This is a genomic window from Niveibacterium sp. COAC-50, from assembly GCF_013184235.1.
Lineage (GTDB): Bacteria > Pseudomonadota > Gammaproteobacteria > Burkholderiales > Rhodocyclaceae > Niveibacterium > Niveibacterium microcysteis.
On the sequence record NZ_JABCJM010000002.1, the window covers coordinates 935548 to 957287 of the forward strand.

A 21740-nucleotide genomic window follows, 5' to 3' on the forward strand; every position below is an offset into this window, starting at 1 on the left:
CATGGCGCCGTGGTCAGAACAGACCGAGACCCCGGAGAACCCCGACGATGAATGCCCCTGATGCCCTGTTGCGCCCGTTCGAAGAAGTGGTTTTCGACGACCTGTTCGTGCGCTCCCATGCGGCCGATCCGGGTAGCCACAATGTGCCGCGTCAGGTGCCCGGTGCGGCTTACAGCCGCGTCTTGCCGACGCCCGTCGCGGCGCCGCGGCTGCTGGCCTGGTCCGACGCGCTGGGCGAATCGCTCGGCATTGCGCGCCCGCTACTAGGCAGCGGCATGGTTGCCGACGTTCTCGGCGGCGGGCGTGTACTGCCGGGTATGCAGCCCTACGCGGCGCGCTATGGCGGCCACCAATTCGGCCAGTGGGCGGGGCAATTGGGCGATGGGCGTGCGATCACGCTGGGTGAGATCTTCGACCGCAGCGGTCAGCGGCAGGAGCTGCAGCTGAAGGGTGCGGGCCGCACGCCGTATTCGCGTCATGCCGACGGTCGCGCGGTGCTGCGCTCATCCTTGCGCGAATTCCTTTGCAGCGAGGCGATGCATCATCTCGGGGTGCCGACCACGCGCGCCTTGTCGCTGGTGGCGACTGGCGAGGGCGTCGTGCGCGACATGTTCTACGACGGCAACCCGCAAACCGAGCCCGGCGCGGTGGTATGTCGTGTCGCCCCGAGTTTCGTGCGCTTCGGCAATTTCGAGATCTTCGCCGCCGAGAATGAAGCAACAAACCTTAAGGCGTTGGCGGACTGGGTGATCCGGCATCACTACCCGCACCTCGGCGAACCGGGTGCCGCGACCTACGCGGCCTGGTTCGACGAGATCTGCGGCCGCACCGCGCTGATGGTGGCGCACTGGATGCGCGTCGGCTTCGTGCATGGCGTGATGAACACCGACAACATGTCGATCCTGGGCCTCACCATCGATTACGGCCCCTACGGCTGGCTGGAAGGCTTCGACCTTGGCTGGACCCCCAACACCACCGATGCGCAGGGGCGCCGCTACTGCTACGGCCAGCAGGCGCAGATCGCGTACTGGAACCTGACACGCCTGGCCGGCGCGCTGAGCGACCTGGTCGGCGACGACGATGCGCTGCGTGCCGGGCTGGAGCGGTATCGCATCGACTTCGGCGTTCATTGGTCACGCATGCTGGCTGACAAGCTAGGCATTGCGACGCGCGAGGACGACGACCCGCTGATCGTCGACCTGTTCGGTCTCTTGCAGCAGACAGAGACCGACATGACGATCTTTTTCCGTCGCCTCGCCGACGTACCAACGGGTGCCGACGTCGCGGCCGAGGCGCGGCTTACGCCGCTGCGCGAGGCCTTCTACGCTCCAGCAGCGCTGGAGGCCGAACACGGCCGTGCGCTCGCCGATTGGCTGCTCCGTTACACCCAGCGGGTTCGCGACGAAGCAGAGCCGGGCGCATCGCGCATTGGCCGCATGCAATGCAGTAATCCGAAGTACGTGCTGCGAAACTGGATTGCGCAGCAGGCCATTGACGCCGCAGCCCAAGGGGATATGGCGCCGACCGAGCGTTTGCTGGAACTGTTGCAGCGCCCCTACGACGAGCAACCGGAGCACGAAGCCTGGTTTGCGCGCCGGCCGGAGTGGGCGCGCCACAAGCCGGGCTGCTCTGCTTTGTCGTGCAGTTCCTGACGCGGGTTTCTGCTCAGCGCCGCGGTGGCGTTGTCAGCATCAGCCGCTCGCGCCAGCTTTCGAGGATGCGCTCGGCACTGCCGTCCGCCAGCATGGCAGCGTAGCCCTGCTCGAAGGCGGCCAGTGCGCGCGCGCCTTCTGCGTGCCGCATGCTGAAGCCGATATGGCTGTCCAGCGGCCCGAAGTCGCAGGCCACCTGCAGCGGTGCCTGCACCGCTGCCTGACGCTGCACGTAATCAAGCGTCTTCAGCGCGTCGAGTTGAAGCACGATCGCGTCGACACGGCCAGCGGCAAGCATCCGCAGGCCCTGCGCTTCGGAATTCAGGTCGGTGGTCGCGACGCGCGTCGTCGCCATTGCTTGCTCGAAACGCGGTGCGTACTCGTAGGCATGGACGCGGCCAACGCGAGTGTCCGCCGGCCAGTCGGACGCGTTACACCCCGATACCGCGGCGTGTTCCCGCGACACCAGCACGGTGCGCACACGATAGAGCGGCGTGCGCGGCAGGCGGGTGCCCGCGCCGAGCGCTTCGTTCGCACCCACCGCGATGCAGCCCGCTACGCTGCCCGCCAGCATCTCTGCCTTGCAGCGGGCATAGGGCACGGTATGCATCCGGATCGCCACGCCGCCGCGTGCAAAGGCTTCACGCACGATCTCGTTGGCGGCGCCGCGGCCATCGTCCTGTGACCACGGTGCGGCGGCGTCTTCCGCATCGATGTCGATCACGGTAGCCGCAGCCAGCGGCGACAGGGCACAGGCGGCGGCGAGAAGCACGCCCCCACTGCCAATGCGCTTCCACGATAGCAAGACCCGCATCGATCCCCCGTTCTGCGATGGCGGATACGTACTCAAGGGACGATTTGCGCAATCACCCAATCGCCGTCGTCCAGCGGCAGATCATGGCCGGCGGTTGGATGGACCGCAAGGGGGCGCTGCCACGTGTGCGCGATCGCGTGCGAGCAACGACTATCGACCAAGGCATCGCGCTGGCCGCAGAGCAGCAAAGCAGGCACCGCGGGCGCTTGCCGTGGGGCACGAAAACGTGCGGCGGCGATCAACTGGCGCAGCGCGTTGCGCGTGCTGCAGGGGCGCGCCGTGTGCAGCGCCTGCCAGTGATCCAGCACCGCTTCTGCGTGGACGACCAGCCGTGTGGTGGCCCTTAGGATGGCGGCCTCCCGCATGCGCGGAGGGGTTTCAAGCACGGCCAGCCGCAAGAGCGTCGCGTAGTTCCGTGGGCGTAGCCGCTGCCAGAACGGGCTGAAGGGGCGCAGGCTGGTGTTGATCAGCACGATTCGCGACAGTTCCTGCGGGTAGCGCGCGGCCCATGCAACCGCCACCATCGCGCCGAGCGACATTGCCAGCACTGCATACGGCGGCGCGACGCCGTCAGCGCTAAGCTGGGCGCGCACCGCGTCGGCCATCGCTTCGACGCTGGTCGGGCTCTCCTGCATATTGAGCTGGCCGTTGCCGGGCAGGTCCGGTGTCAGCACGCGGCTGCCGGGCAGCGCGGCGCGCAGGCGATCGGGAAAGTCGCCCCAATGGCCTTGTTCGCGAGTGAGGCCGCGCAGCAACACCCAGGTTGTCGGCGTGGCGCCTGTCATGCTGCGCCCGCCGCGGTGTGGGCGCCGTACCAGTCGCGCATCGCGATCTCGTAGTGATGCGCACGGGCAGCCGGATCCGGCAACCAGAGCGCGCAACTCGCCGCCGCGCGCGCCATGAAATCCAGCCAGGCCATGTGCCGACGCAATACGCGTTGCTGGCGGTGTGCCTTGCCCGGGTTGAACATGCCGTGGCGCGAGAACAGCTGACGTGGATTCTTCTTCACCCACAGCCAGGAACCCATCTCCAGCGTGAGGGGCAGGAACACACGATCGGGTGCGCTGCTGGCACGCAGGTAGAGGTAGTCCCACAGGTCGCCGTGCGTGAGGTAGCTCAGGCTCTGCGGTTCGAACACATAGCTGTGGTGTGCGTGCGCCTGATCGAAGATTTCTTTCAGGGCGTGCACTTCGGGCAGGTGGCGGATCGGCTCGGCAGTATGGGCAAACGGAAACCAGATACGATCGCGCAGACCAAAGCCCGAATGGCAATCGAGCGAGAGGCTGAAGCGGCGGGGCAGCAGTTCGCGTTCAACGACTTCGCACAGCGCTGCGCTCTCTGCTTCCATCGCGGCACCGCGCGGGCCGCGATACCACGGCAGCCAGCGTGTCAGGCGTTGCCCGCCGAGGAGGAAGGGCACCTGTTCCAGCGCTTCGACCGGGGCGTTGCGCATCAGGTCTACGCCCCGCCCGTTGGCGCGTGTGCCACGCCACACGCCGGCCGGGTTCACCAGCGGCATGAAAACCATGCGCAGCGATTCGAGCTGCCGGTGCAGCAGCCCATCCCAGCGCAGTCGGGTGATAAGACTGCGCAGGTACTCGATCACCACTTCCGCACCGATGCGTTCCAGGCCGTGCACGCCGCCGAAGAAGCCGATCGCCGGCACCGCCGGATCCGGATTGCCGAGCGTGATCGCATACACCGGCAAGCGCGCCAGCCCCGCTTGCGCTTCGCATACCACGCGTGCGTCGACCTGCCCCGCCGCACGGCGGATCAGCTGTTCCAGGTCGCTCAGCAGCGGCAGTTCAGGGCGGGGCATGGTGCTCGGTTGGGACACGCAGGGTGCGCCCGAGGATACCGGAGCGGGTTCGCAGAAATTCGAGGCTGAAATATGACAGCACCGAAGGTGCCCGCACTGGTTAGGCCATTCAGCGCCTGCGTCGTTCGCGCTGTGCGCTCTTTGCGAGCTTTTGCGCGAAGCCGGTGAAATCCAGTGCGAGGCGTTGCGCGAGGGCGCGCGCTTCACGTTCGACGGCAGGCCAATCGGGGGGGTAGCCTTCGTCGTTGAAGGCAAAGGCGATGCGGTTGCCGTCGCCGGCGACTTCCTGAACGATCAGCCGGTCGCGAAACACATCCCGCAGCAGCTCGATATGCGCGGCGCTCTCATCGCCCTTCACCGCGAGGTTGCATACCAGCATGCCGGCGGGCTTGAGGCGTGCGCGGATCGCAAGGTAGAAACGCTCGTCGCAGAAGGCCGGCACGATGCCGTTCTCGTCGTAGCCGTCGAGCAGCACCACGTCGGCGCGGTCGTCGGTGCTGGCGAAGTATTCCACCGCATCCTCACACACGATCGCGAGCCGCTCATCGTCCGGCGGCAGCGCGAACTGTTCGCGCAGCGCGATCACGTCCTCGCTGATCTCCACCGTGGTTATGCGGCTGCGCGCCAGATGCCGGTGGCAGAACTTGGTCAGCGAACCGCCGCCGAGCCCGACGATCACCACATGCTTGGGCCGCGGCAGGAACAGCAGGAAAGCCATCATCTTGCGGGTGTAGGCCGCATGCAGCGCGAAGGGCTCGGCAACGTCCATCTCGCTTTGCACCAGCGCCAGCGTGAAATGCAGTCGCCGCAGCTTGCCGTCGTCGATCACGAACGGGCGCGGATACTCGCCATCGCGTAGCAGACGCACGAGGTGATGCAGATCGGCATCGGCCGGCTCAAGCAGCCGCACGACACCGCGTTCCTGCAGGAAGCTGGCGGGGAATTCGAGCAGGCCGTCTGGGGTGATCCGGGCTTCGATGCCGTGCAGTGCCGTGCCGCGCATCAAGGCCAGATCTCCGATTCGCGCCAGCACAATTCCGCGAAATCGGCGGCACGCAAGGCCACTTCACCGGCACAGAAGAACTCGTCGAGTTGCGGCGGCTTCACTGAGGTGCCGGCCAGCATCGCATGCACCTGTCCGCGGTGGTGGATCTGATGCTGGAACAGATGGGCCAAGAGCCGCGTGCGCGTGTCGTGCTGCGGCGTGCCCGGTCGCGCGATGGTGACGACGCGGTCGAGCGTCGCATCCTGCAGCACCTTGCAGTAGTCGATCAGGAGCCGGTCCACCGCGGCCTGTTCGCGCTGCAGATCGGCGCAGATCGAAAACGGCTCGTCCTGTGCAAAGAAGCAGTAGCAATCCGGGTGCGGCGGCTCGCCGCGCGCTTCACGTTCGAGCGCGTCGACATAGAACCAGTCGACCGTCAGCGTATGGCTCAGGGTGGCGCGGATGGTCGGGAAGAAGCTTGTCCGCGTTGCGACGAACTCGTCCTGGCTCAGCGCGGCACAGGCCTTGAGCAGACGATGGTTGGCCCAAGCGTTGTTGCAGGCCATCGTGAAGAAATGATGCGATAGCGGATTGGACATCGGACGCCAGCCTCAGAGTCTGCGTACCTTCACGCGGCGGCCCTTGATCTTGCCGTTGGCGAGCCGGCGCACCGCTTCGTCGGCGATCTCACGCTGCACGGCGACATAGGTGGACAGCTCCATCACGCTGATCTTGCCGACCTGCTCGCGGGTGAAGCCGGCCTCGCCGGTGAGCGCACCGAGCACATCGCCAGGGCGCATCTTCTCCTTGCGGCCACCGAGGATCTGCAGCGTCGACATCGGCGGCAGCAGCGGCGAGGCATCGGGCTCCAGTTCTGCCAACGCATGCCACGCCGGTTCGAAGTGCTGCGCTTCGGCGATGGCGGCAACCCGGCGCTTTTCGTTCGCACTGACGACGCTGAGCGCCCAGCCGTCGGCGTCGCCGCGGCCGGTGCGGCCGATGCGGTGAAGATGGATCTCCGGGTCCGGCGTGACGTCGACGTTGATCACCGCTTCGAGCTGGTCGATGTCGAGTCCGCGCGCGGCCACATCGGTCGCCACCAGCACCGAACAGCTGCGCTGCGCAAACTGCACCAGCACCTGATCGCGTTCGCGCTGATCCAGTTCGCCATGCAGCGCAAGCGCCGAGATGCCTGCCGCGAGCAGCGCGTCGACCAGATCGCGACACTGCTGGCGGGTGTTGCAGAAGGCCAGCGTGCTGACCGGGCGATAGTGGCGCAGCAACTGGATCACTGCAGCGAGGCGTGCGTCGTCGGCGACTTCGTAGAAACGCTGGCGGATCTTGTCGCTCGCGTGCTGCTCGATCAGCTTCACCGTGCGCGGCTGGTGCAGGAAGCGCTCGGCGATGCGCGCGATCCCATCAGGATACGTGGCGGAAAACAGCAGGGTCTGACGCACTGCAGGGCACGCTTGCGCGACGTCGGCGATGTCGTCGTAGAAACCCATGTCGAGCATGCGGTCCGCCTCGTCGAGCACCAGCGTGGCGACGTCGTCGAGCACGAGTGCGCCGCTGCCGAGATGGTCGAGGATGCGGCCCGGTGTACCGACCACGATGTCGGCACCATGCGCGAGGCTTTCGCGTTGCGGCTTGGCCGGGGCGCCGCCGCATAGCGTCAGCACCTTGAGGTTGTCGATCGCGCGGCCGATGCGGCGCACCTCGCCACTGACCTGTTCGGCCAGCTCACGTGTCGGGCACAGCACCAAGGCCCGCACCCGGCCACCGCGATCACCGAGCCGTTGCAGCATCGGCAACGCAAAGGCGGCGGTCTTGCCGGAACCGGTCTTGGCCTGCGCGAGCAGATCATGCCCCGCGAGCGCGACCGGCAAGGTGACTGCCTGGATCGGCGTCATCGTGTGATAGCCGAGCAGCGCGAGGTTGGCCAGCGTGGCGGCCGGCAGCGGCAGTTCGCTGAAGGGCGGGCCACCTGCGGCGGCGGTGGCTTCGGGGGTCGGGGTCGTTTGGGTCATGCGCAATTATCCGTCCTGCACGGGCATTTCGGCCGAAATGTGTGGGCGCCAAATTTGGTGCCCGGAAAATAAAGATTGCTTTATGTTCAGAAAGGGCGCACCGTTCGCCTCGCGTTAATCAAGCAGTGTCTCTGTTGTTCGCTTATACCTCCGGTATTCCTGCTTTCATCGTTCCGCCGCCTTGACGACCGCCCAACCAGGGCAAGACCCTGTTCATTATTTTTTATTCAGGAGATTCATCATGGCTGCAGGTACTGTGAAGTGGTTCAACGATTCCAAGGGCTTCGGATTCATCACCCCGGACGGCGGTGGTCAGGATCTGTTCGCGCACTTCTCCGCCATTCAAGGTGGTGGCTTCAAGACCCTTCAGGAAAACCAGCGCGTCACGTTTGACGTGACCAAGGGCCCGAAGGGCGACCAGGCTTCGAACATCCGCCCGGAGTAAGCATGACGCTGGCGGGTATCAAGCCCGCCAACGCAGCGCGTACTTCGGCACCACGCAAAGCCCCTGTGGCTTTGCGCGATGCCCCCGGAAAAGCCCGGCATTTGCCGGGCTTTTTCCTTTTCGAATTGCCTGAGGAGTCCACATGTCCAAGGAAGAACCGATCGTCATGAACGGTCAAGTCACCGAAGTGCTGCCCGACGCACGCTTTCGCGTCACGCTCGACAACGGGCATGAGTTGGTCGCCTACACCGCAGGCAAGATGCGCAAGCACCGCATTCGCATCCTTACCGGCGACAAGGTCACGCTCGAAATGTCCGCGTACGACCTGAGCAAAGGCCGTATTACCTTCCGCGCGATCGAGAATCGCGGGCCGGTCGCACCGCGCCGCCGCTTCTGAACGTTGCGTGTTGACGCCGTGTCGCACGGCGTCGGATAGTCGGGCGATGAACCCGACTTTTGTCTCTTGCGGCGCCGTCAGGCGCCTGCTGCTGGTGATGCTGTGCGGCGCGCTGAGCGCCTGCGGCGGCATTGCCTACCATCTGCCCGAACATTCCGCTGAACGCATGTCGGTGCCGCAGACGATGCGGCCCGGCGAGCAACGGCTCGCCTTGTCGACGCCGGCGCGTCTGCCTGCCCCGGGCGGCTTCGAAATGGGCCTTGCGAGCGAGGACCCGGACGTGGTTACCGTGGTCGTGCGCGAAGGGGGCATGGGTGCAACTGAATCGAGCTTGCTCGCGCGTGCGAGCGGCCGCACCCGTGTTCACTACGTCAATCGCTTCGCCTTGCCGCGCGACTCTTCGCTCCGTATTCCGCTCGATACCCTGCAGGCCGTGTCACTCGGCAGCTTCGCCGTCACGGTGAAGTAGGCCGCCAAGCTGGGCGGCGCGAAACCTCCGCTTACGACATTTACATTTTGAGATTCAGCCCCGCGGCTGCTCGCGCGTTGATGCCTTCACGGGCGCCACATTCGCAGCGCCTGGCTGGAGACTCAAATGAAAACTCTGACCCGTGTGGCTTTCTTGACCGTCGGACTTCTCGCGGCCGCTACCGCGTCGGCACATGGCTGGCATGACGACGACCGTGGCTGGGATCGTCACGAGCGGCATGAGCGCGAATGGCGTGCGCATGAGTGGCGCGAACACGAATGGCGCGAGCGCGAACGTTGGGCTTACGAACACCGTGGCTGGCGGCCCGCGTACGCCCCAGTCTATGCGCCGGTGTACGGCTACCGCGAGTACTACCCGGTGCCCGCCCCAGTGCCGGTTTACTCGCGGCCAGCCATCACCATCGGGATTCCGCCGATCGTGATACCGATTCGCTGATTCAGGCCGGTGGCGCGATCGCCTCGGCGTAGTCGTACAGTGCGCCGAGGATCGCCTCGCCGCGCTCGTCCGCGGCTTCGCTCAGCGCGTCGATGCGATCGAAAAACGCCGGCAGTGATCGGGCGCCCCCGACGCCCTGGTGCAGCTGCGCGATGCGGTGCATTTCCCAGCGCGCCTGTTCGCTCTCGCTGAGGGTCTCGGGGAAGTTTCGCGCGCGGTAGCGGAACAGCAGTTCTTCGAGCCGTCCATCGGCAAAGCTCACCTTCTCGCCAGCGAGTTCGGCCGCGTCCAGCGTGCGCAGCTGGTTCAGGATGCGGCGGTCGCCATTGCCGACAAAGCCACCGTAGAGATCCTCATCGACATCTGCGGGTGTTTCGGGGGCCGGTCGCGCAAACACCTCTCGCCACAGCGCGGTGAGCGGCTTGATGTTGCGCGCAGCTTCTGCGTGGCGCAGCGCCTGCGCCACATCGATGCCCCACTTCTCAGCCATCGTCGGGCTCAGCGTCTTCAGGTTGCCAATCACCACGGGGGACTTGTTGATGTGGATTGTCTTGATCGGCAGCCGCGTCACACCCTCCGGCAGCGCGTCGGCGCGGGTGAACATGCGCTCGCGCACCGTGGCGGCGTCCAGGCCAGCAAGCTCACCCGGGTCCTGCGCGAGATCCCAAACGATGATCTCGTTCTTGTTCGTCGGATGCGGGCCGAGCGGCCACACCACCGCAATGCAGCCACGCTCCGGCCCGAACATGCCGGACACATGCAGGAAGGGCTTGGGGTTGGCGAGATCGATCTCGGCCAGCACCGCGTCCTTCTTGCGCAGCTTCAGACAGAAGTCCCACAAGCGTGGTTGCAGGCCACGGATCAAGCGCGCCAGCGCGATCGTGGCGCGCACATCCGACAGCGCATCGTGCGCCGCTTCGTGCGCGAGGCCGTTGGCGGCGGTGAGGTGTTCGAGCTTGAACGACGGGCGCCCATCTTCGTGCCTCGGCCACACGATGCCTTCCGGGCGCAGTGCGTACATGCAGCGCACCACGTCGAGCAGATCCCAGCGGCCGCAGTCGTTCTGCCACTCGCGGGCGTAGGGGTCGATGAGGTTGCGCCAGAACAGGTGGCGGGTGACTTCGTCGTCGAAGCGCAGGGTGTTGTAGCCCACGCCCACGGTGCCGGGCATGGCCAGTTCGCGCTCGATCGCCGCGGCAAACGCATGCTCGGGCAGCCCGCGCTCAAGGCAGGTCTGCGGCAGGATGCCGGTCAGCAGGCAGCTTTCCGGATCGGGCAGATAGTCCGGCGCCGGCTGGCAGTAGATCATCTGCGGCTCGCCGACTTCGTTCAGCTCGGCGTCGGTGCGCACGCCGGCGAACTGGGCCGGGCGGTCGCGCCGCGGCATCACGCCGAAGGTTTCGTAGTCGTGCCAGTAAAAGCTCAGGTCGGCCATCGGGCGGAGTCTCGCGGAGGTCAGCCCGCGATTTTACGCACCCTGCACGCTACGGCGCGCTGCCCAAGTGTCGCACTACATCGCGGCGAGTCGCAATTTCTCCCACAGGAAGGGTTTGAGCTGGGGCCACCAGCGCCCGCCGAGTGACAGGTCGACGGTGTGCGTCATGTTGTCCTGCGCGACCACGGTGCAGCTGCCACCGGCGTCAACGATCGCCTTCTGCGTCGGCAGCACGTTGCCGGTCCAGGTGGCACCGGTGACGCTGTCGGTTTCCTTGGCGTGGAACAGCAATACCGGGCTGTCGCTGGCGTCGAAATGGAACAGGCTATTGGTGTCGATACCCGATTCGCCCAGCGTGGCCCCGGTGGCGATCGCCGCCTGCACGTGGGCGCTGAAACCGGGGTAGTCCGACACCGTGTTGAGCAGCGTGTCGGCTTCGATTGCGTTGATCAGCGAAATGCCACCGCCGGCCGAGGTGCCGATTGTCGCGATCCGGTTCGGGTCGATGTGATACCGCGCGGCGTTCGCCCGCAGGTAGCGGATCGCATTCATCGCGTCCTCGGTCGCCTGCTGGATGGCGCGTACGCGGATCGCCAGATTCGCCTGATTGTCGGGTGTCAGGCGGTAGTTGATCGTCGCCGCGACGTAGCCGGCGCGCGCATAGGTCATGGCGTCGTCGCGCCGTTCCTCCTTGCTGCCGACGAGGAAGCTGCCGCCGTGGATCCAGACCACCGCCGGTTGCGGTGCGCTGGCGGTGGCGTTCGGCGGCACTGCGACGTCCAGTTCCAGCGTCAGCTCGGCGGTGCCGATTTCAACGCTCTTCGTCAGGCTGGAGGTGTACTGCACGCCGCCCTCGTTTGGTCGCTTCGAGTACGGCACATCAAGGTAAAGCGCGATCTGTGTCGTGTCGAACTGTGGGCTGACGTAGAGGCCGCTTGCTGGTGGCGGTGGAGGGCCAGGCGGTGGCTCGGGCGTGGTGGTGTCGCCACCGCCGCCGCATGCGGTGAGCGCGACCGTGAACAGGGCGGCCAGGGTTGTCGTGAATCTCATGCGTGTGCCTCGCGCGAACGATGTCGCGATCATGCAATACGCATGGTGCCGGTGAAAGCGCGAATTGTTGCCGAGTGTTGGGTCAGGCCCGGACCAGCCGAAGGCGGGTGATCTCCGACGGTGCGCCGAAGCGCTTGGGCGGACCCCAGTAGCCGGTACCGCGGCTGGTGTAGACCCACAGGTCGCGCAGCTTGTGCAGGCCGGCGGTGAAGGGCTGCTGCAAGGGCACGAAGAGATTCCACGGAAAGAACTGGCCGCCGTGCGTGTGGCCGGAGAGCTGCAGGTCGAAGCCCGCGTCGGCCGCCGCTTCGGCGCTGCGCGGCTGGTGCGCGAGCAGCACTTTCGCGGCAGCATCGGCCGGTGCGCCGGCCAGTGCGGCGAGCGGATCGCTGCGATGGCGCGGATCGAACTGATGCGCGGTGTAGTCGGTGACGCCCGCGACGACCAGCCGTGCGCCGCCGTGGTCGAGCACCACATGTTCGTTCATCAGCACCTTTACGCCGAGGCGCTCGACCTCGGCGATCCACGCGTGTGCGTTGGAGTAGTACTCGTGGTTGCCGGTGACAAAGTAGGCGCCGTAGCGCGCAGCTAGGCGCTTGAGTGGTTCGGTATGCGGCGCGAGGTCATGCACGCTGCCGTCAACCAGGTCGCCGGTGACCGCGATCAGATCCGGCTTCAAGGTATTCACGCGGTCCACGATGCGATCGAGGTAGCCGCGCTTGATCGTCGGCCCGACGTGGATGTCGCTGATCTGAGCAATCGTGAAGCCGTGCAGCGCGTCGGGCAGATTGGCGAGCGGCACATCCACGGTGACGACGCTTGCAGTACGCCGCGCGTTGATGAAGCCCGCCAGCGTGACCAGCACGGCGAGTGCGAGCACGCCTTGCGCGCTAAGCGCTTCGAAGGCCGCCGGAAGATGCTCGGCGGCAAGCAGCAGCGCAAGGTCGCGAAGCGCGGTGAGCACCAGCACCGACGAGAACAGCCCCATCGCAAGCGACCCCGCCCAGGTCAATCGATCGGCCAGCGGCGGGCGGGTGATGTGCCGAGCGATCAGGCTCGCGGGGATCAGCAGTACCGACAGCGCAAGCATGGCCCAAGCGAGTGCGGCAGCCTGCTCGCCCAGGTCGAGCGCCGGCAGCAGACGGCTGCCGATGTAGTAGTGCAGCAAACCGAGCAGCGTGGTTGCGATCAGCAGGAAGGTGCGCATGGGGTGCCCGAAGCGTGAAGAGGAGATGCCAGGGTCGCGACGCGTGCCGCGCGCGACTTTGCCTCGGGCTTAGATGGGGGAGGGCGGCGGCCGTTCAATCGCCCATGTGTATCGGAGTGTAGCGGCGCCGCCTGCGGGCTTGCCGCGTCAGGGTTTCAGCGGCCCGCTGGCGCCCGCGCTGCGGCGCAGGAAACCGGGCACGCCCGCGGATTCGGCATCGTGCGGGTGCGCGTCAACCGGGCGGATCATGCGCGGTGCCGGCGCCTCGAACGCCAGCACCTGATCGAGCCAAGCGGTCACGCCAGTCCAGTCCGGGCGGTAGGCTGCGACGCGCTCGGGCGCGAAGTCGAACAGCGATAGCCCTTGTTCGAGGAAGCGGCAGTAGGCCTGTGTGGCGCGAATCGTGCCGAGGTAATCGATCTCCTGCTCCGCAGCCCAGTTCGCGAGGGCTTCGGCATTGCGGGTGCGGGCATCGATGCGCATGCCAACGCAGGCGATGCGGCATTTGCCCGCCGCAATGCGCGGCAGGGTGCGCAATTCAGCGAGGCATTCTTCGGCGGCGACGCGGTCGAATACCGAGCTGGTCGCCGGCAGCAGCACTGCGTCGGCATAGAGCGCCACCTTCATCAGGCCGATGCCCTGAAAACCGCCCGGGGTGTCGAGCACCACATGCTGCGTGCCCGCCGGCGGGCGGGCGAAATTGCGCTCATCGATCGTCCAGCCACGGATCGGTGTGCGTTCAGCCGCGCGCAAGCCGAGCCAGTAACGCGAGGACTGCTGCCGATCCACATCGCCCAGCATCACGCTGTGACCGAGCGACGCCAGATAGCCCGCCACATGCGTGGCGAGCGTCGATTTGCCCGATCCGCCCTTGCGGTTGATGACAGCGATGACACTCATCGCTGTCGCCAATGTGCGTGGGCGGAGCAGTACCACGCGAGGCGTGGCGGATGGATTGAAGTCCCAATCATGCGGAAGTCATCAAAAACCCGTAATCGTCAGTGTAGACCAGCTGTCGGCAAACGCGCGCGGCGTATGCTCGCGCGGGGCGCGCTGGTGGTGTAGCGCGCAGATCGACAGGAACTCTCCGCTCATGAATCAACAGGATTTCTGCGACGCAGTCGAGGCGGCACTCGCCACGCTGGGCTCGGCCGAACGCCGCGCGCCGATGCAGGCCTACATGAAACAGCGCTTCGCCTTCCTGGGTGTGCAGACGCCGCAGCGCCGCGCCGCAACGATGCCCCTGATCCGTGCGATCCGCGCGCCTGAGCCCGCCTGGCTGCTCGATACGGCTACGGCGCTGTGGCAGCGCACAGAGCGGGAATACCAGTATGTCGCGGTGGATCTGCTGGCTCGGCACCACGGTCAGTTGCGCCCGGCTGATGTGCCGGCGCTGCTCACGCTGGCGCGCGACAAGTCATGGTGGGATTCGGTGGACGGCCTGGCCGGTGTCATCGGCGATGTCGTACGCGCCGCGCGCCGAGACGATCTGCGTGCGCAGCGTGTGATGGACGCCGCGCTGGAACATGCGGACTTCTGGCTGCGCCGCATCGCGATGCTGCATCAACTCGGCTGGCGCGCTGACACCGATGTAGAACGGCTGTTCGGCTACGCACGCCAGCTCGCACCCGAGGCGGAATTCTTCATTCGGAAGGCGATCGGCTGGGCGCTGCGTGACTTTGCCCGGCACGACCCGGCGGCGGTGCGTGGCTTTGTCGCGCAGATGGGCGAAGCGCTATCGCCCCTCAGCCGCCGTGAGGCGATGAAACACATCGGCTAGCATCGTAGGATGCAAGCCCGTTCCCCCTTCCGTTACCTGACCGGCTACCCCGAGCGATTGACCGCGCCGGTGCGCGCGATGATCGCCGACGGGACGCTCGGCGCGCGCCTGCTCGCAAAGTATCCGCAGCGCCACGAGGTTCGCACCGATCGTGCGCTGTACGAGTACGTCGGCGAGCTCAAGGCGCGCTACTTGCGCAGCGCCGATCCGCTCAGCAAGGTCGCCTACGACAATCGCCTGCATGTGATCCAGCATGCGCTCGGCACCCATACGGCCATATCGCGGGTGCAGGGGCAGAAGCTCAAGGCCAAGCGCGAGATTCGCGTCGCCAGCGTGTTCCGCGAGGGGCCGCCCGAGTTCCTGCGCATGATCACGGTGCATGAGCTGGCGCATCTGAAGGAGCGCGATCACGACAAGGCCTTCTACCAGCTGTGCACCTACATGGAGCCGGGCTACCATCAGCTTGAGTTCGACTTGCGCGTCTACCTTGTTTTGCTAGAGGCCACCGGCGAGCGACCCTGGGCGAGTGAGGACAGCGCGGGGGAAACGCCGTGATTCCTTGCCGCAGCCGGATCTGCGCGATGCGCGCCGCAAGGGCTGCCAGAGCGGCGTCGCGGCCCCTACAATCCACAGCATGAACATGCAGCCCCACGCCCACACACCGCATATCGAACGCCTTGCCGAGGTGGTCGCGCTGCCGATCGGCCGTTGGGATGTGTCCGGGCGCCTGGTGTTCTGCAACACGCCGTATGTGCTGTGGGCCGGGCGCCCGCGTGAAGTGCTGCTGGGGCACACGCTGGCCGAACTGTTTGGCGAAGTCGCCTGGAACGCCGCACGTCCGGCCTTCGAACGCGCTTTCGCCGCGGGCGAGACGACCAGCTACGAACGCCTGCTGACGCACGCGCCACATACCCCGCGCTGGGCCCGCATCCAGGTCTTCCCGGACGTTGAGGATGGCGTGGTGACATCCGTCTTCACGATCGCCACCGATATCCATGAAGACGTGGTCGCGCGTGAGGCGCTGATCGCCGCGCGGGTTCGGCTGGACCGCTTCACCGAGAACATCCCCAACCCCCTGATCTATCTCGACCGCGACGGCGTGATCCGTTTTGCCAACAAGGCGTATCGCGAGGCCTGCGGCAAACCGCCCGAGGCTCTGATCGACCATCACCTCGCCGCAGTGCGCGGTGAATCGGTGTGGCAGGAGCACCGTCCGCATATCGAGCGCGCGTTGTCAGGTGAGACGGTGCACTACTCGCGGCTGGTTGAAGGGCTCACGCACGGCCCGCGCTGGTTGCGAACCAGTTTCGTGCCGGACTTCGATCACGATGGCAGCGTGCTCGGGCTCTACACCGTGACGATCGATGTGCATGACCTGACTGTTGCGCAGGAACAGTTGCGGCGCAGTGTCGAGCGCGACGCGCTGACCGACGTGCTGAGCCGGCGCACGATGATGAGCCGCATCGAAAACGCGCTCGCGGAGCCCTGCCTCGATCCGGTCGCGCTGTTCTTCGTCGACCTCGATGGCTTCAAATCGGTGAACGACGAGTTCGGCCACGGCGAGGGCGATGCCCTGCTGATCCGCGTGGGCACCGCCTTGCAGAGCGCGGTGCGTGCCGAGGACGCAGTGGGCCGCTTCGGTGGCGACGAGTTCCTGGTTCTGGCCACTGTTCGCGATGCCGCCGGTGCAGCAGCGCTCGCGCAGCATCTGCTGGATGCGATTCGCGGCATCACGACGCGCCAGGCCTTGGCCGACCGTGTCAGCGCCAGCATCGGCTATGCACTGGCGCCGCAGGACACCACACAGCCGATGAAGTTGCTGCAGCGCGCGGACGATGCGATGTACGCCGCCAAACGGCGTGGCAAGAATCGCGTGATGGCGGCCTCCGCGCTCGACAGCAGCGCGGGTTGAGCGCCCGCCTCAGGGCTGCTGCAGGATGAAGTGCGTGAAGAACACTTCCTTCACGCCGGTCTTGCGGGTCGTGCCGAGGATCTTGTTCGACGCTTCAAGAATCTTCTCGCCGAGCGCCGATTTGCCGTCGGCAGTGCGCAGGCGTTCTGGCGTCTCCGCCGAGATGATCTGGATGATCTGATGCTGCAGCGCCGGCTTGAAGGCCTCGATCGACTGCGTCGCCGTCGCGTTGGCCCCCTCGAGCACGATCTGCGTCTGCAGCACGGTACCGCCATGGCCCGTTTTGCCCACGTTCACGACGAACATCATCGGCGCCGGGCCGGCCGCCTTGTCGCCGCCGCCGTGGTCGTTGGCGTGTGCACCCGGCGCCAGCAACAGCAGGGCAGTCGCGGAAAAAAGTGCGGGCAAAAAGCTGTGCAGGCGTTGCAGTCGAAGCATGGAGTTCCCCGCCACGGCGCGAAGGTCATCTGGGATTCGCGATGATACCTGCGCGCCCGCCGGCCGGCGTGTTCCAGCGCGCCGCGCTTTCTGGTTTTCCCTGAGGCAGCGGGCGCAACACGTGGTTCGGCGCATCTTGTCGCCGCACGAACATACGGCTCAGTATGGTGGTCCGCTCCGTCATTCGTTTTCAGCCGACTGCCATGTCCGAGATACTGAACGCCCATCCGATGCGCCAGGTGCTCAACGACGAAGCCCATGCGCGCCCGCCCGCGGCGCTCGAAGCGCCTGCCCGACTCAGTTCGCTGACCTTGCTGTTCGAGCGTGAGGGGATCGGCCAGTGGGAGGCCCTGATCCGCCTCACCCGCAGCATGGGCTGCCCGGCCCCGGAGATGGAGAAGCCGTACTACACCGGTGTCGGGCCGACGCTCACGATCCGCTGGTCTCTGCACACCGAGTTCGTGCGCTACACCTTCATCCTGCCGGGGGCCGGCGACGGCAGCTTTGCCGAAACCGCGCTCGATCGCGTTCCGGTGGAATGGCTGCAGGCGTTGCCCGGCAGCGTGCTGGTGGCGCTGCACGCGCTGCTGTTGCCCGCAGGCGATTCACCGATGCCGGGCACCGATGCGGCGTCGGCGCGCTGGTTTGGCGGCCACGACCTGATCGGCGCCGAAATTGGCGACGGCAACGGCGTCGCCTACACCGACCTGCGCCTCCACCCGGACCCGCGTATCGGCGGCGGCTGCTCGCGCTTCGTGTTGATGGATCGCGGCATGGGGCCGTTTCAGAAGGGCCGCATGCTGCAGCGCCTGTTCGAGATCGAAACCTACCGCATGCTGGCCTTGCTCGCGCTGCCCGCCGCCAAGCAGCAGATGCGGACGCTCGACGAACTGAGCCTGCAACTGCGCGCCATCACCGAGTCGATGGGTGTGCCGTGCGGTGACGACGCGCAACTGCTGGCCAAACTGACAGCGCTGGCGACCGCCGTGGAGAATCTCGTCGCCCAGAGCCAGTATCGTTTCTCGGCGGCGCGCGCTTACTACCAGCTGGTGGAGCGCCGCATCGGCGAGTTACGCGAGCGCCGCATCGCGGGCCTGCAACCGTTCCGCGAATTCATGGAACGGCGGCTCGCGCCAGCGATGGAGACCTGCGAAACGGTGGTCGGCCGGCAGGACCGCATCACCGCCCGTATCCAGCGCGCCAGTGCGCTGTTGCGCACACGCGTCGAAGTGCAGCACGAAGAACAGAATCGCGCGCTGCTCGCCAGCATGGATCGCCGCGCTGCGCTGCAGTTGCGGTTGCAGGAAACCGTCGAAGGTCTGTCGGTCGCGGTGCTGACTTACTACACGGTCGGCTTGACCGCTTACGCCACCAAAGCGCTGAAGGCGATCGGCCTGCACCTGAACCCGGACATCGTCACCGGCGCCGCGATACCGGTCGTGGCGTTTGCGGTCTGGGCGGGCGTGCGTAGCGTTCGCAACCGGCTACGCCACACCTGACAGCAATCCGCGTACGCAAGCGCGGGTCCGCGTGTCGCCTGCGTGCCGTTTTGCACGGGGGATCTTGTCTTGCGCGGCGGCCGGGTTTTGCTGCTGGCATACTGCCGGCGATTGATCTCAACCTGGGTACTTCAATGAAACGCTATCTGTTGCTTGCGACGATGCTGACCAGTCTTGCGGGCTGCGGCGGCACGAATGACGAACAAATCACTACCGTGCACGTTTCTCACTACCGTGAGCAGACCTTCATTGCCCCCGGGGGCTATGTCCTTTGGCCAACCGGCACCGATGACGCAGGCAATTCGCAGCCTGTGCCGCACTTCGATCATCACTGGGGGCACCAGTATGTGATCCGTATCGGCAAGACGCCGGTCGACCACCCCGCAGCGGATGCGCCGAACTACAACCTGCGCCTTGTCAGCATTGATTCCGACGTTGTGGTACCGGCAACAACGGAATTCGTGCTCACCGCGTATCCATTCACCACGCCGCTGTTCGCGGTAACCGGTGCGGGTGGCACGTTGATGGACGGTACGCCGTTTGTCTGCAGCGATGAACAGACTTGCGCCGATCTGTCCGCGGCCCAGACCGCGCTGACCAGCCCGAACGCGCTCGCGATTACCTTCGGCTATTCCGCCGGTACGCAGCTGCCGCTGGTCGTCAAATCGTTCCAGACCAAGTCCACCGGCAGTTGAGCAGCCTGCTTGCCGTCAACGCCGCTTGCGTAGCGGCGTTGGGCGGCGCGGGGCGGTGGTCTGCTCGCGTTTCAGCGCGGCCTTCTCGGTCTTGGTGAGCGGCGGCAGGGTGGCTTCATAGGCGGTGATCGCCGTGGCGAGGCGATCTGCAGCGAGCTGGATCACCGCATGCGTGCCACGCGGCGGCTCGTAGGCGGCGAGGCGCTCCTTGACGCGGAAGGCGCGCTCGTCGTGTTCATAATTCTTGCGGCCGAGGGCCAGCACTTCCTGCGCTGCTTCGGTGAGCGTGAAACCACCGGCTTCTTCGATGAGCAGGCCGTTGGCCGACAGGCGTGCAAAGGCGTCGTGCAGCTTCACGCGCGGCGGCAGGCGCTTGTCGTGGATCGCAAGGGCAAGGATCAGCGCGTCGAGTTCAGCGGGCCCACGCTTGGAAGCGAGTGCCACGGCGAGGAGTAGCTCGACGTCGGTATCGTGGATGGGGTTCATGGCAGGCCTCTCAAACCGCCAAGGGTAATCGAATTCCGCTTCCTCGCTGCGTAGCGCGCCCGCCGACTCGCGATTGTGCATCCGCACATTTGTTCGGATCTCAGTCCAAATCAGCCTTGGCTTGCCTTCGTTGAGGTGCCGACTACGCTGAATACTGCGTTGCAGCATTTCGTCATCGTCAGCGGAGGCCGAACATGAAATCAAGCGCTCGCTTGCCCGGGTTCGTCAGCATGGTGTGGCTGATTGCCGTCGCACCGGCCTTGTGTGCGGCCGCCGGCGGCCTGCCCGAGCTGCCCGCCCTCAACATTGATATCCGCGAAACCTCGGTGTCCGGCATTTCCTCCGGGGGCTTCATGGCGGTGCAGTTCGAAGTCGCACATGCCGGTACTTTGAAAGGTGCCGGCATCGTCGCGGCGGGCCCTTACTGGTGTGCGCAGGGCAGCAGCCTGACGGCAACGACGGCGTGTTCGTGCACGCTGGACCCGAGTCACACGCTGTGTTCCGTGTCTGCCGATAGCGCCCGTGTGCCGGAGCTGGTTGCGGCCACACGGCGTTTTGCGACGGAGCAGCGCATCGACGACCCGGCCGCTCTCGCGCGTCACCGCGTGATCCATTTCGCTGGCGGCCAGGATCACACGGTGCCGGCCCCGGTTGTCGCGCAGCTCGGGCGCTACTACAGCGCGATGGGCGTGCCACCCGCGAACCTGTCGGCGCGCGAATTGCCGACCGCCGGGCATGCGATGCCGACAGCAGACTATGGCGGCGCGTGCGAGGTTTCGCAGGAGCCCTACCTGAACCGCTGCGGGGTGGACGCCGCGCACGCGATCCTGAGCTGGATCTACGGACCGCTGAAACCAGTACGCAAGAAACCGGGTGTCACGCTGACGAAATTCGATCAACGCGCCTACGTGCCTTCCGGCGCGGCGAGTTGGCGCAGCGGGCTGGACAGCAGCGCCTGGCTTTATGTGCCGGCGGATTGCGCGAAGGGCGCGGCCTGCCGGCTGCACATCGCGCTGCACGGCTGTCGCCAGGGCCAGAGCTATGTACCGCTGAAGCCGCTGCCGGGTGGCGGCGTCTACTTCGGCACCACCTTCGTCGAGCATGCCGGCTACAACCGCTGGGCTGATGCGAACCGGATCGTGGTTCTGTATCCGCAGGCGGTATCGGTGCCCTTCCTGAACCCGAATGGCTGCTGGGACTGGTGGGGCTACAGCGGTGCCAACTACGCCGAGCGGGACGGCGTGCAGATCGCGACGCTGCGGGCGATGGTGGATCGCCTCACCGCGGGGGCCGCGAAGCGCTGATTGCGGCTAGCAGCCGCCCCCGCCGCCGTTGCGCGTGAAGCCGAAGCCGCCGGCGCTGCGGGTGGGAATGATGCAGATCAGGATCGCCATCGACTTGGCCGACCTTACGATATCCGGCGGGAAGGGCGAGTAGGGCGCGGCGCGCTCGACCAGCGCCTTGATGAAGTTGATCTGGTCGAACTGGTCGCCGGCATTGAGGATCTCGAAGCTGCGCACCGTGCCATCGGGGTTCAGACGCAGTTGCACCGCCGCCTTGCGATAGCCGACCTGGCGACGCTCGTCCTTCACATGCGACGCGCTGCGGTTGAGTTTGGTCACCAGCGCGTCGAGATACATCTCGAGGCTGAACGGATTGACCGGCGGGCTGTTTTCGATACGTTCCAGCGACACGGCGCTGTCGTCCGACTCGGCTGCCGTTTCCCGCCCGATCTGCCGCGCCATCGCGAGCGAACGCTGCGCCAGGCTCGGCTGGGCACGCGCTTCGGATTCCAGTGATTGCAGGAAGCCGTTCATCTCGTCGCGTTCGGCCTGCGTGAACTTCGGCACCGTGGCGGCCGCCGGTGCTGCGTCGTGCTTGCGCGTGATCACGTTGCGCTGCGGTGCACGGGGGCTCGCCTGCGGTGCGACCTGGGGTGTCGGCTCGGGGGCGGGCTCTGGCGCTTTGGCGATGCGCGGCGCGAGCCGTGTCGTGAGCCGGCTCGGCGGCGAGGCGGGCTTCGGGCCGCGCACCGGCGCGAACAGGATCACTGCGTGCAGGACGAGCGAGACGACAAGGGCTGCGCGCAGCGGGCCTTGCGCGCGCGGGTTGGCAACAACGGGCATCGCGCCAGTCTACCGCGGATGCGCCGCGGGCCCGTGCTATCGGGCCCG

At 66.3% G+C, this 21740-nt stretch carries 24 protein-coding genes; 11 read left to right on the forward strand and 13 right to left on the reverse strand.

What is annotated here, in order from left to right:
- The first annotated feature begins 47 nt into the window (after positions 1-47).
- Positions 48-1652: a YdiU family protein gene (locus tag HH302_RS11790; RefSeq protein WP_172202359.1), complete on the forward strand. Its 1605-nt coding sequence runs from the start codon at positions 48-50 to the stop codon at positions 1650-1652.
- Between the two features lie 13 nt (positions 1653-1665).
- On the opposite strand, the gene HH302_RS11795 is transcribed toward HH302_RS11790, so the two are convergent.
- The 6 genes from HH302_RS11795 to dbpA form a co-directional block, all read right to left on the reverse strand.
- The gene (locus HH302_RS11795; protein WP_172202360.1) at positions 1666-2424 is read right to left on the reverse strand and encodes a transporter substrate-binding domain-containing protein; all 759 of its coding nucleotides are present in this window, start codon (positions 2422-2424) and stop codon (positions 1666-1668) included.
- 74 nt (positions 2425-2498) lie between these two features.
- A complete protein-coding gene (locus HH302_RS11800; protein ID WP_172202361.1) occupies positions 2499-3251 on the reverse strand; it encodes an alpha/beta fold hydrolase in 753 nt (250 codons plus the stop codon).
- Positions 3248-4285 carry a M14 family zinc carboxypeptidase gene (locus tag HH302_RS11805; RefSeq protein WP_172202362.1) on the reverse strand — a complete coding sequence of 346 codons (1038 nt, stop codon included), beginning with the start codon at positions 4283-4285 and terminating at the stop codon, positions 3248-3250. Before HH302_RS11805 ends, HH302_RS11800 begins: the two co-directional genes overlap by 4 nt.
- 109 nt (positions 4286-4394) lie before the next feature.
- Positions 4395-5288, reverse strand: coding sequence for a spermidine synthase (locus tag HH302_RS11810; protein WP_172202363.1), 894 nt, complete (start codon positions 5286-5288; stop codon positions 4395-4397).
- Positions 5288-5869, reverse strand: a complete 582-nt coding sequence (locus tag HH302_RS11815; RefSeq protein WP_172202364.1) for a DinB family protein — start codon at positions 5867-5869, stop codon at positions 5288-5290. The genes HH302_RS11810 and HH302_RS11815 overlap by 1 nt, the downstream gene beginning before the upstream one ends.
- Positions 5870-5881: 12 nt before the next feature.
- Positions 5882-7297: an ATP-dependent RNA helicase DbpA gene (gene dbpA / locus HH302_RS11820; protein WP_172202365.1), complete on the reverse strand. Its 1416-nt coding sequence runs from the start codon at positions 7295-7297 to the stop codon at positions 5882-5884.
- A 241-nt stretch (positions 7298-7538) separates the two neighbouring features.
- On the opposite strand from dbpA, the gene HH302_RS11825 reads away from it, so the two are divergent.
- From HH302_RS11825 to HH302_RS11840, 4 genes are all read left to right on the forward strand, one after another.
- A complete protein-coding gene (locus tag HH302_RS11825) occupies positions 7539-7742 on the forward strand; it encodes a cold-shock protein (RefSeq protein ID WP_172202366.1) in 204 nt (67 codons plus the stop codon).
- Between the two features lie 142 nt (positions 7743-7884).
- A complete protein-coding gene (gene infA, locus HH302_RS11830) occupies positions 7885-8139 on the forward strand; it encodes a translation initiation factor IF-1 (RefSeq protein WP_172202367.1) in 255 nt (84 codons plus the stop codon).
- 46 nt (positions 8140-8185) lie between these two features.
- Entirely contained in the window at positions 8186-8608 is a 423-nt protein-coding gene (locus tag HH302_RS11835) for a hypothetical protein (RefSeq protein WP_172202368.1), read from the forward strand.
- Between the two features lie 126 nt (positions 8609-8734).
- Positions 8735-9064, forward strand: a complete 330-nt coding sequence (locus HH302_RS11840; protein WP_172200843.1) for a hypothetical protein — start codon at positions 8735-8737, stop codon at positions 9062-9064.
- A gap of 1 nt (position 9065) precedes the next feature.
- Here HH302_RS11840 and sbcB read toward each other — a convergent pair whose 3' ends face one another.
- The 4 genes from sbcB to HH302_RS11860 all read right to left on the reverse strand — a co-directional run bounded on the left by sbcB (position 9066) and on the right by HH302_RS11860 (position 13656).
- Positions 9066-10499 carry an exodeoxyribonuclease I gene (sbcB, locus tag HH302_RS11845; RefSeq protein ID WP_172202369.1) on the reverse strand — a complete coding sequence of 478 codons (1434 nt, stop codon included), beginning with the start codon at positions 10497-10499 and terminating at the stop codon, positions 9066-9068.
- Between the two features lie 75 nt (positions 10500-10574).
- On the reverse strand, positions 10575-11549 hold the full coding sequence (locus tag HH302_RS11850) for an alpha/beta hydrolase (protein ID WP_172202370.1): 975 nt from the start codon (positions 11547-11549) through the stop codon (positions 10575-10577).
- Between the two features lie 82 nt (positions 11550-11631).
- Complete coding sequence (locus HH302_RS11855; protein ID WP_172202371.1) at positions 11632-12756, reverse strand: metallophosphoesterase; 1125 nt, start codon at positions 12754-12756, stop codon at positions 11632-11634.
- A 147-nt stretch (positions 12757-12903) separates the two neighbouring features.
- Positions 12904-13656 (reverse strand): ParA family protein, encoded by a 753-nt coding sequence (locus tag HH302_RS11860; protein ID WP_172202372.1) that lies wholly within the window; start codon positions 13654-13656, stop codon positions 12904-12906.
- A 193-nt stretch (positions 13657-13849) separates the two neighbouring features.
- On the opposite strand from HH302_RS11860, the gene HH302_RS11865 reads away from it, so the two are divergent.
- From HH302_RS11865 to HH302_RS11875, 3 genes are all read left to right on the forward strand, one after another.
- Entirely contained in the window at positions 13850-14536 is a 687-nt protein-coding gene (locus HH302_RS11865; RefSeq protein WP_172202373.1) for a DNA alkylation repair protein, read from the forward strand.
- Positions 14537-14545: 9 nt separating this feature from the next.
- Positions 14546-15091, forward strand: a complete 546-nt coding sequence (locus HH302_RS11870; protein ID WP_172202374.1) for a M48 family metallopeptidase — start codon at positions 14546-14548, stop codon at positions 15089-15091.
- 79 nt (positions 15092-15170) lie between these two features.
- Complete coding sequence (locus HH302_RS11875; protein ID WP_172202375.1) at positions 15171-16448, forward strand: sensor domain-containing diguanylate cyclase; 1278 nt, start codon at positions 15171-15173, stop codon at positions 16446-16448.
- A gap of 9 nt (positions 16449-16457) precedes the next feature.
- Here the strand turns inward: HH302_RS11875 and fliL are convergent, their stop codons facing one another.
- Positions 16458-16886: a flagellar basal body-associated protein FliL gene (gene fliL / locus HH302_RS11880; RefSeq protein WP_172202376.1), complete on the reverse strand. Its 429-nt coding sequence runs from the start codon at positions 16884-16886 to the stop codon at positions 16458-16460.
- Positions 16887-17089: 203 nt separating this feature from the next.
- Here fliL and HH302_RS11885 point away from each other — a divergent pair, with 203 nt between their 5' ends.
- The gene (locus HH302_RS11885; protein ID WP_172202377.1) at positions 17090-18385 is read left to right on the forward strand and encodes a DUF3422 family protein; all 1296 of its coding nucleotides are present in this window, start codon (positions 17090-17092) and stop codon (positions 18383-18385) included.
- Between the two features lie 134 nt (positions 18386-18519).
- Positions 18520-19080 carry a DUF4377 domain-containing protein gene (locus HH302_RS11890; protein ID WP_172202378.1) on the forward strand — a complete coding sequence of 187 codons (561 nt, stop codon included), beginning with the start codon at positions 18520-18522 and terminating at the stop codon, positions 19078-19080.
- Between the two features lie 15 nt (positions 19081-19095).
- Here HH302_RS11890 and HH302_RS11895 read toward each other — a convergent pair whose 3' ends face one another.
- Positions 19096-19566: a hypothetical protein gene (locus HH302_RS11895; RefSeq protein WP_172202379.1), complete on the reverse strand. Its 471-nt coding sequence runs from the start codon at positions 19564-19566 to the stop codon at positions 19096-19098.
- A 194-nt stretch (positions 19567-19760) separates the two neighbouring features.
- On the opposite strand from HH302_RS11895, the gene HH302_RS11900 reads away from it, so the two are divergent.
- The gene (locus tag HH302_RS11900; protein WP_216661876.1) at positions 19761-20870 is read left to right on the forward strand and encodes a poly(3-hydroxybutyrate) depolymerase; all 1110 of its coding nucleotides are present in this window, start codon (positions 19761-19763) and stop codon (positions 20868-20870) included.
- A gap of 6 nt (positions 20871-20876) precedes the next feature.
- On the opposite strand, the gene HH302_RS11905 is transcribed toward HH302_RS11900, so the two are convergent.
- Positions 20877-21692 carry a hypothetical protein gene (locus tag HH302_RS11905; RefSeq protein WP_172202380.1) on the reverse strand — a complete coding sequence of 272 codons (816 nt, stop codon included), beginning with the start codon at positions 21690-21692 and terminating at the stop codon, positions 20877-20879.
- Positions 21693-21740 lie beyond the last annotated feature (48 nt).

Bases quoted from the DNA above. Each gene is read 5' to 3' on its own strand.
- HH302_RS11790 (WP_172202359.1), top strand. From the start codon at position 48: ATGAATGCCCCTGATGCCCTGTTGCGCCCGTTCGAAGAAGTGGTTTTC.
- HH302_RS11800 (WP_172202361.1), bottom strand. From the start codon at position 3,251: ATGACAGGCGCCACGCCGACAACCTGGGTGTTGCTGCGCGGCCTCACT.
- HH302_RS11805 (WP_172202362.1), bottom strand. From the start codon at position 4,285: ATGCCCCGCCCTGAACTGCCGCTGCTGAGCGACCTGGAACAGCTGATC.
- HH302_RS11810 (WP_172202363.1), bottom strand. From the start codon at position 5,288: ATGCGCGGCACGGCACTGCACGGCATCGAAGCCCGGATCACCCCAGAC.
- HH302_RS11815 (WP_172202364.1), bottom strand. From the start codon at position 5,869: ATGTCCAATCCGCTATCGCATCATTTCTTCACGATGGCCTGCAACAAC.
- dbpA (WP_172202365.1), bottom strand. From the start codon at position 7,297: ATGACCCAAACGACCCCGACCCCCGAAGCCACCGCCGCCGCAGGTGGC.
- HH302_RS11825 (WP_172202366.1), top strand. From the start codon at position 7,539: ATGGCTGCAGGTACTGTGAAGTGGTTCAACGATTCCAAGGGCTTCGGA.
- infA (WP_172202367.1), top strand. From the start codon at position 7,885: ATGTCCAAGGAAGAACCGATCGTCATGAACGGTCAAGTCACCGAAGTG.
- HH302_RS11835 (WP_172202368.1), top strand. From the start codon at position 8,186: ATGAACCCGACTTTTGTCTCTTGCGGCGCCGTCAGGCGCCTGCTGCTG.
- HH302_RS11840 (WP_172200843.1), top strand. From the start codon at position 8,735: ATGAAAACTCTGACCCGTGTGGCTTTCTTGACCGTCGGACTTCTCGCG.
- sbcB (WP_172202369.1), bottom strand. From the start codon at position 10,499: ATGGCCGACCTGAGCTTTTACTGGCACGACTACGAAACCTTCGGCGTG.
- HH302_RS11850 (WP_172202370.1), bottom strand. From the start codon at position 11,549: ATGAGATTCACGACAACCCTGGCCGCCCTGTTCACGGTCGCGCTCACC.
- HH302_RS11855 (WP_172202371.1), bottom strand. From the start codon at position 12,756: ATGCGCACCTTCCTGCTGATCGCAACCACGCTGCTCGGTTTGCTGCAC.
- HH302_RS11860 (WP_172202372.1), bottom strand. From the start codon at position 13,656: ATGAGTGTCATCGCTGTCATCAACCGCAAGGGCGGATCGGGCAAATCG.
- HH302_RS11865 (WP_172202373.1), top strand. From the start codon at position 13,850: ATGAATCAACAGGATTTCTGCGACGCAGTCGAGGCGGCACTCGCCACG.
- HH302_RS11870 (WP_172202374.1), top strand. From the start codon at position 14,546: ATGCAAGCCCGTTCCCCCTTCCGTTACCTGACCGGCTACCCCGAGCGA.
- HH302_RS11875 (WP_172202375.1), top strand. From the start codon at position 15,171: ATGAACATGCAGCCCCACGCCCACACACCGCATATCGAACGCCTTGCC.
- fliL (WP_172202376.1), bottom strand. From the start codon at position 16,886: ATGCTTCGACTGCAACGCCTGCACAGCTTTTTGCCCGCACTTTTTTCC.
- HH302_RS11885 (WP_172202377.1), top strand. From the start codon at position 17,090: ATGTCCGAGATACTGAACGCCCATCCGATGCGCCAGGTGCTCAACGAC.
- HH302_RS11890 (WP_172202378.1), top strand. From the start codon at position 18,520: ATGAAACGCTATCTGTTGCTTGCGACGATGCTGACCAGTCTTGCGGGC.
- HH302_RS11895 (WP_172202379.1), bottom strand. From the start codon at position 19,566: ATGAACCCCATCCACGATACCGACGTCGAGCTACTCCTCGCCGTGGCA.
- HH302_RS11900 (WP_216661876.1), top strand. From the start codon at position 19,761: ATGAAATCAAGCGCTCGCTTGCCCGGGTTCGTCAGCATGGTGTGGCTG.
- HH302_RS11905 (WP_172202380.1), bottom strand. From the start codon at position 21,692: ATGCCCGTTGTTGCCAACCCGCGCGCGCAAGGCCCGCTGCGCGCAGCC.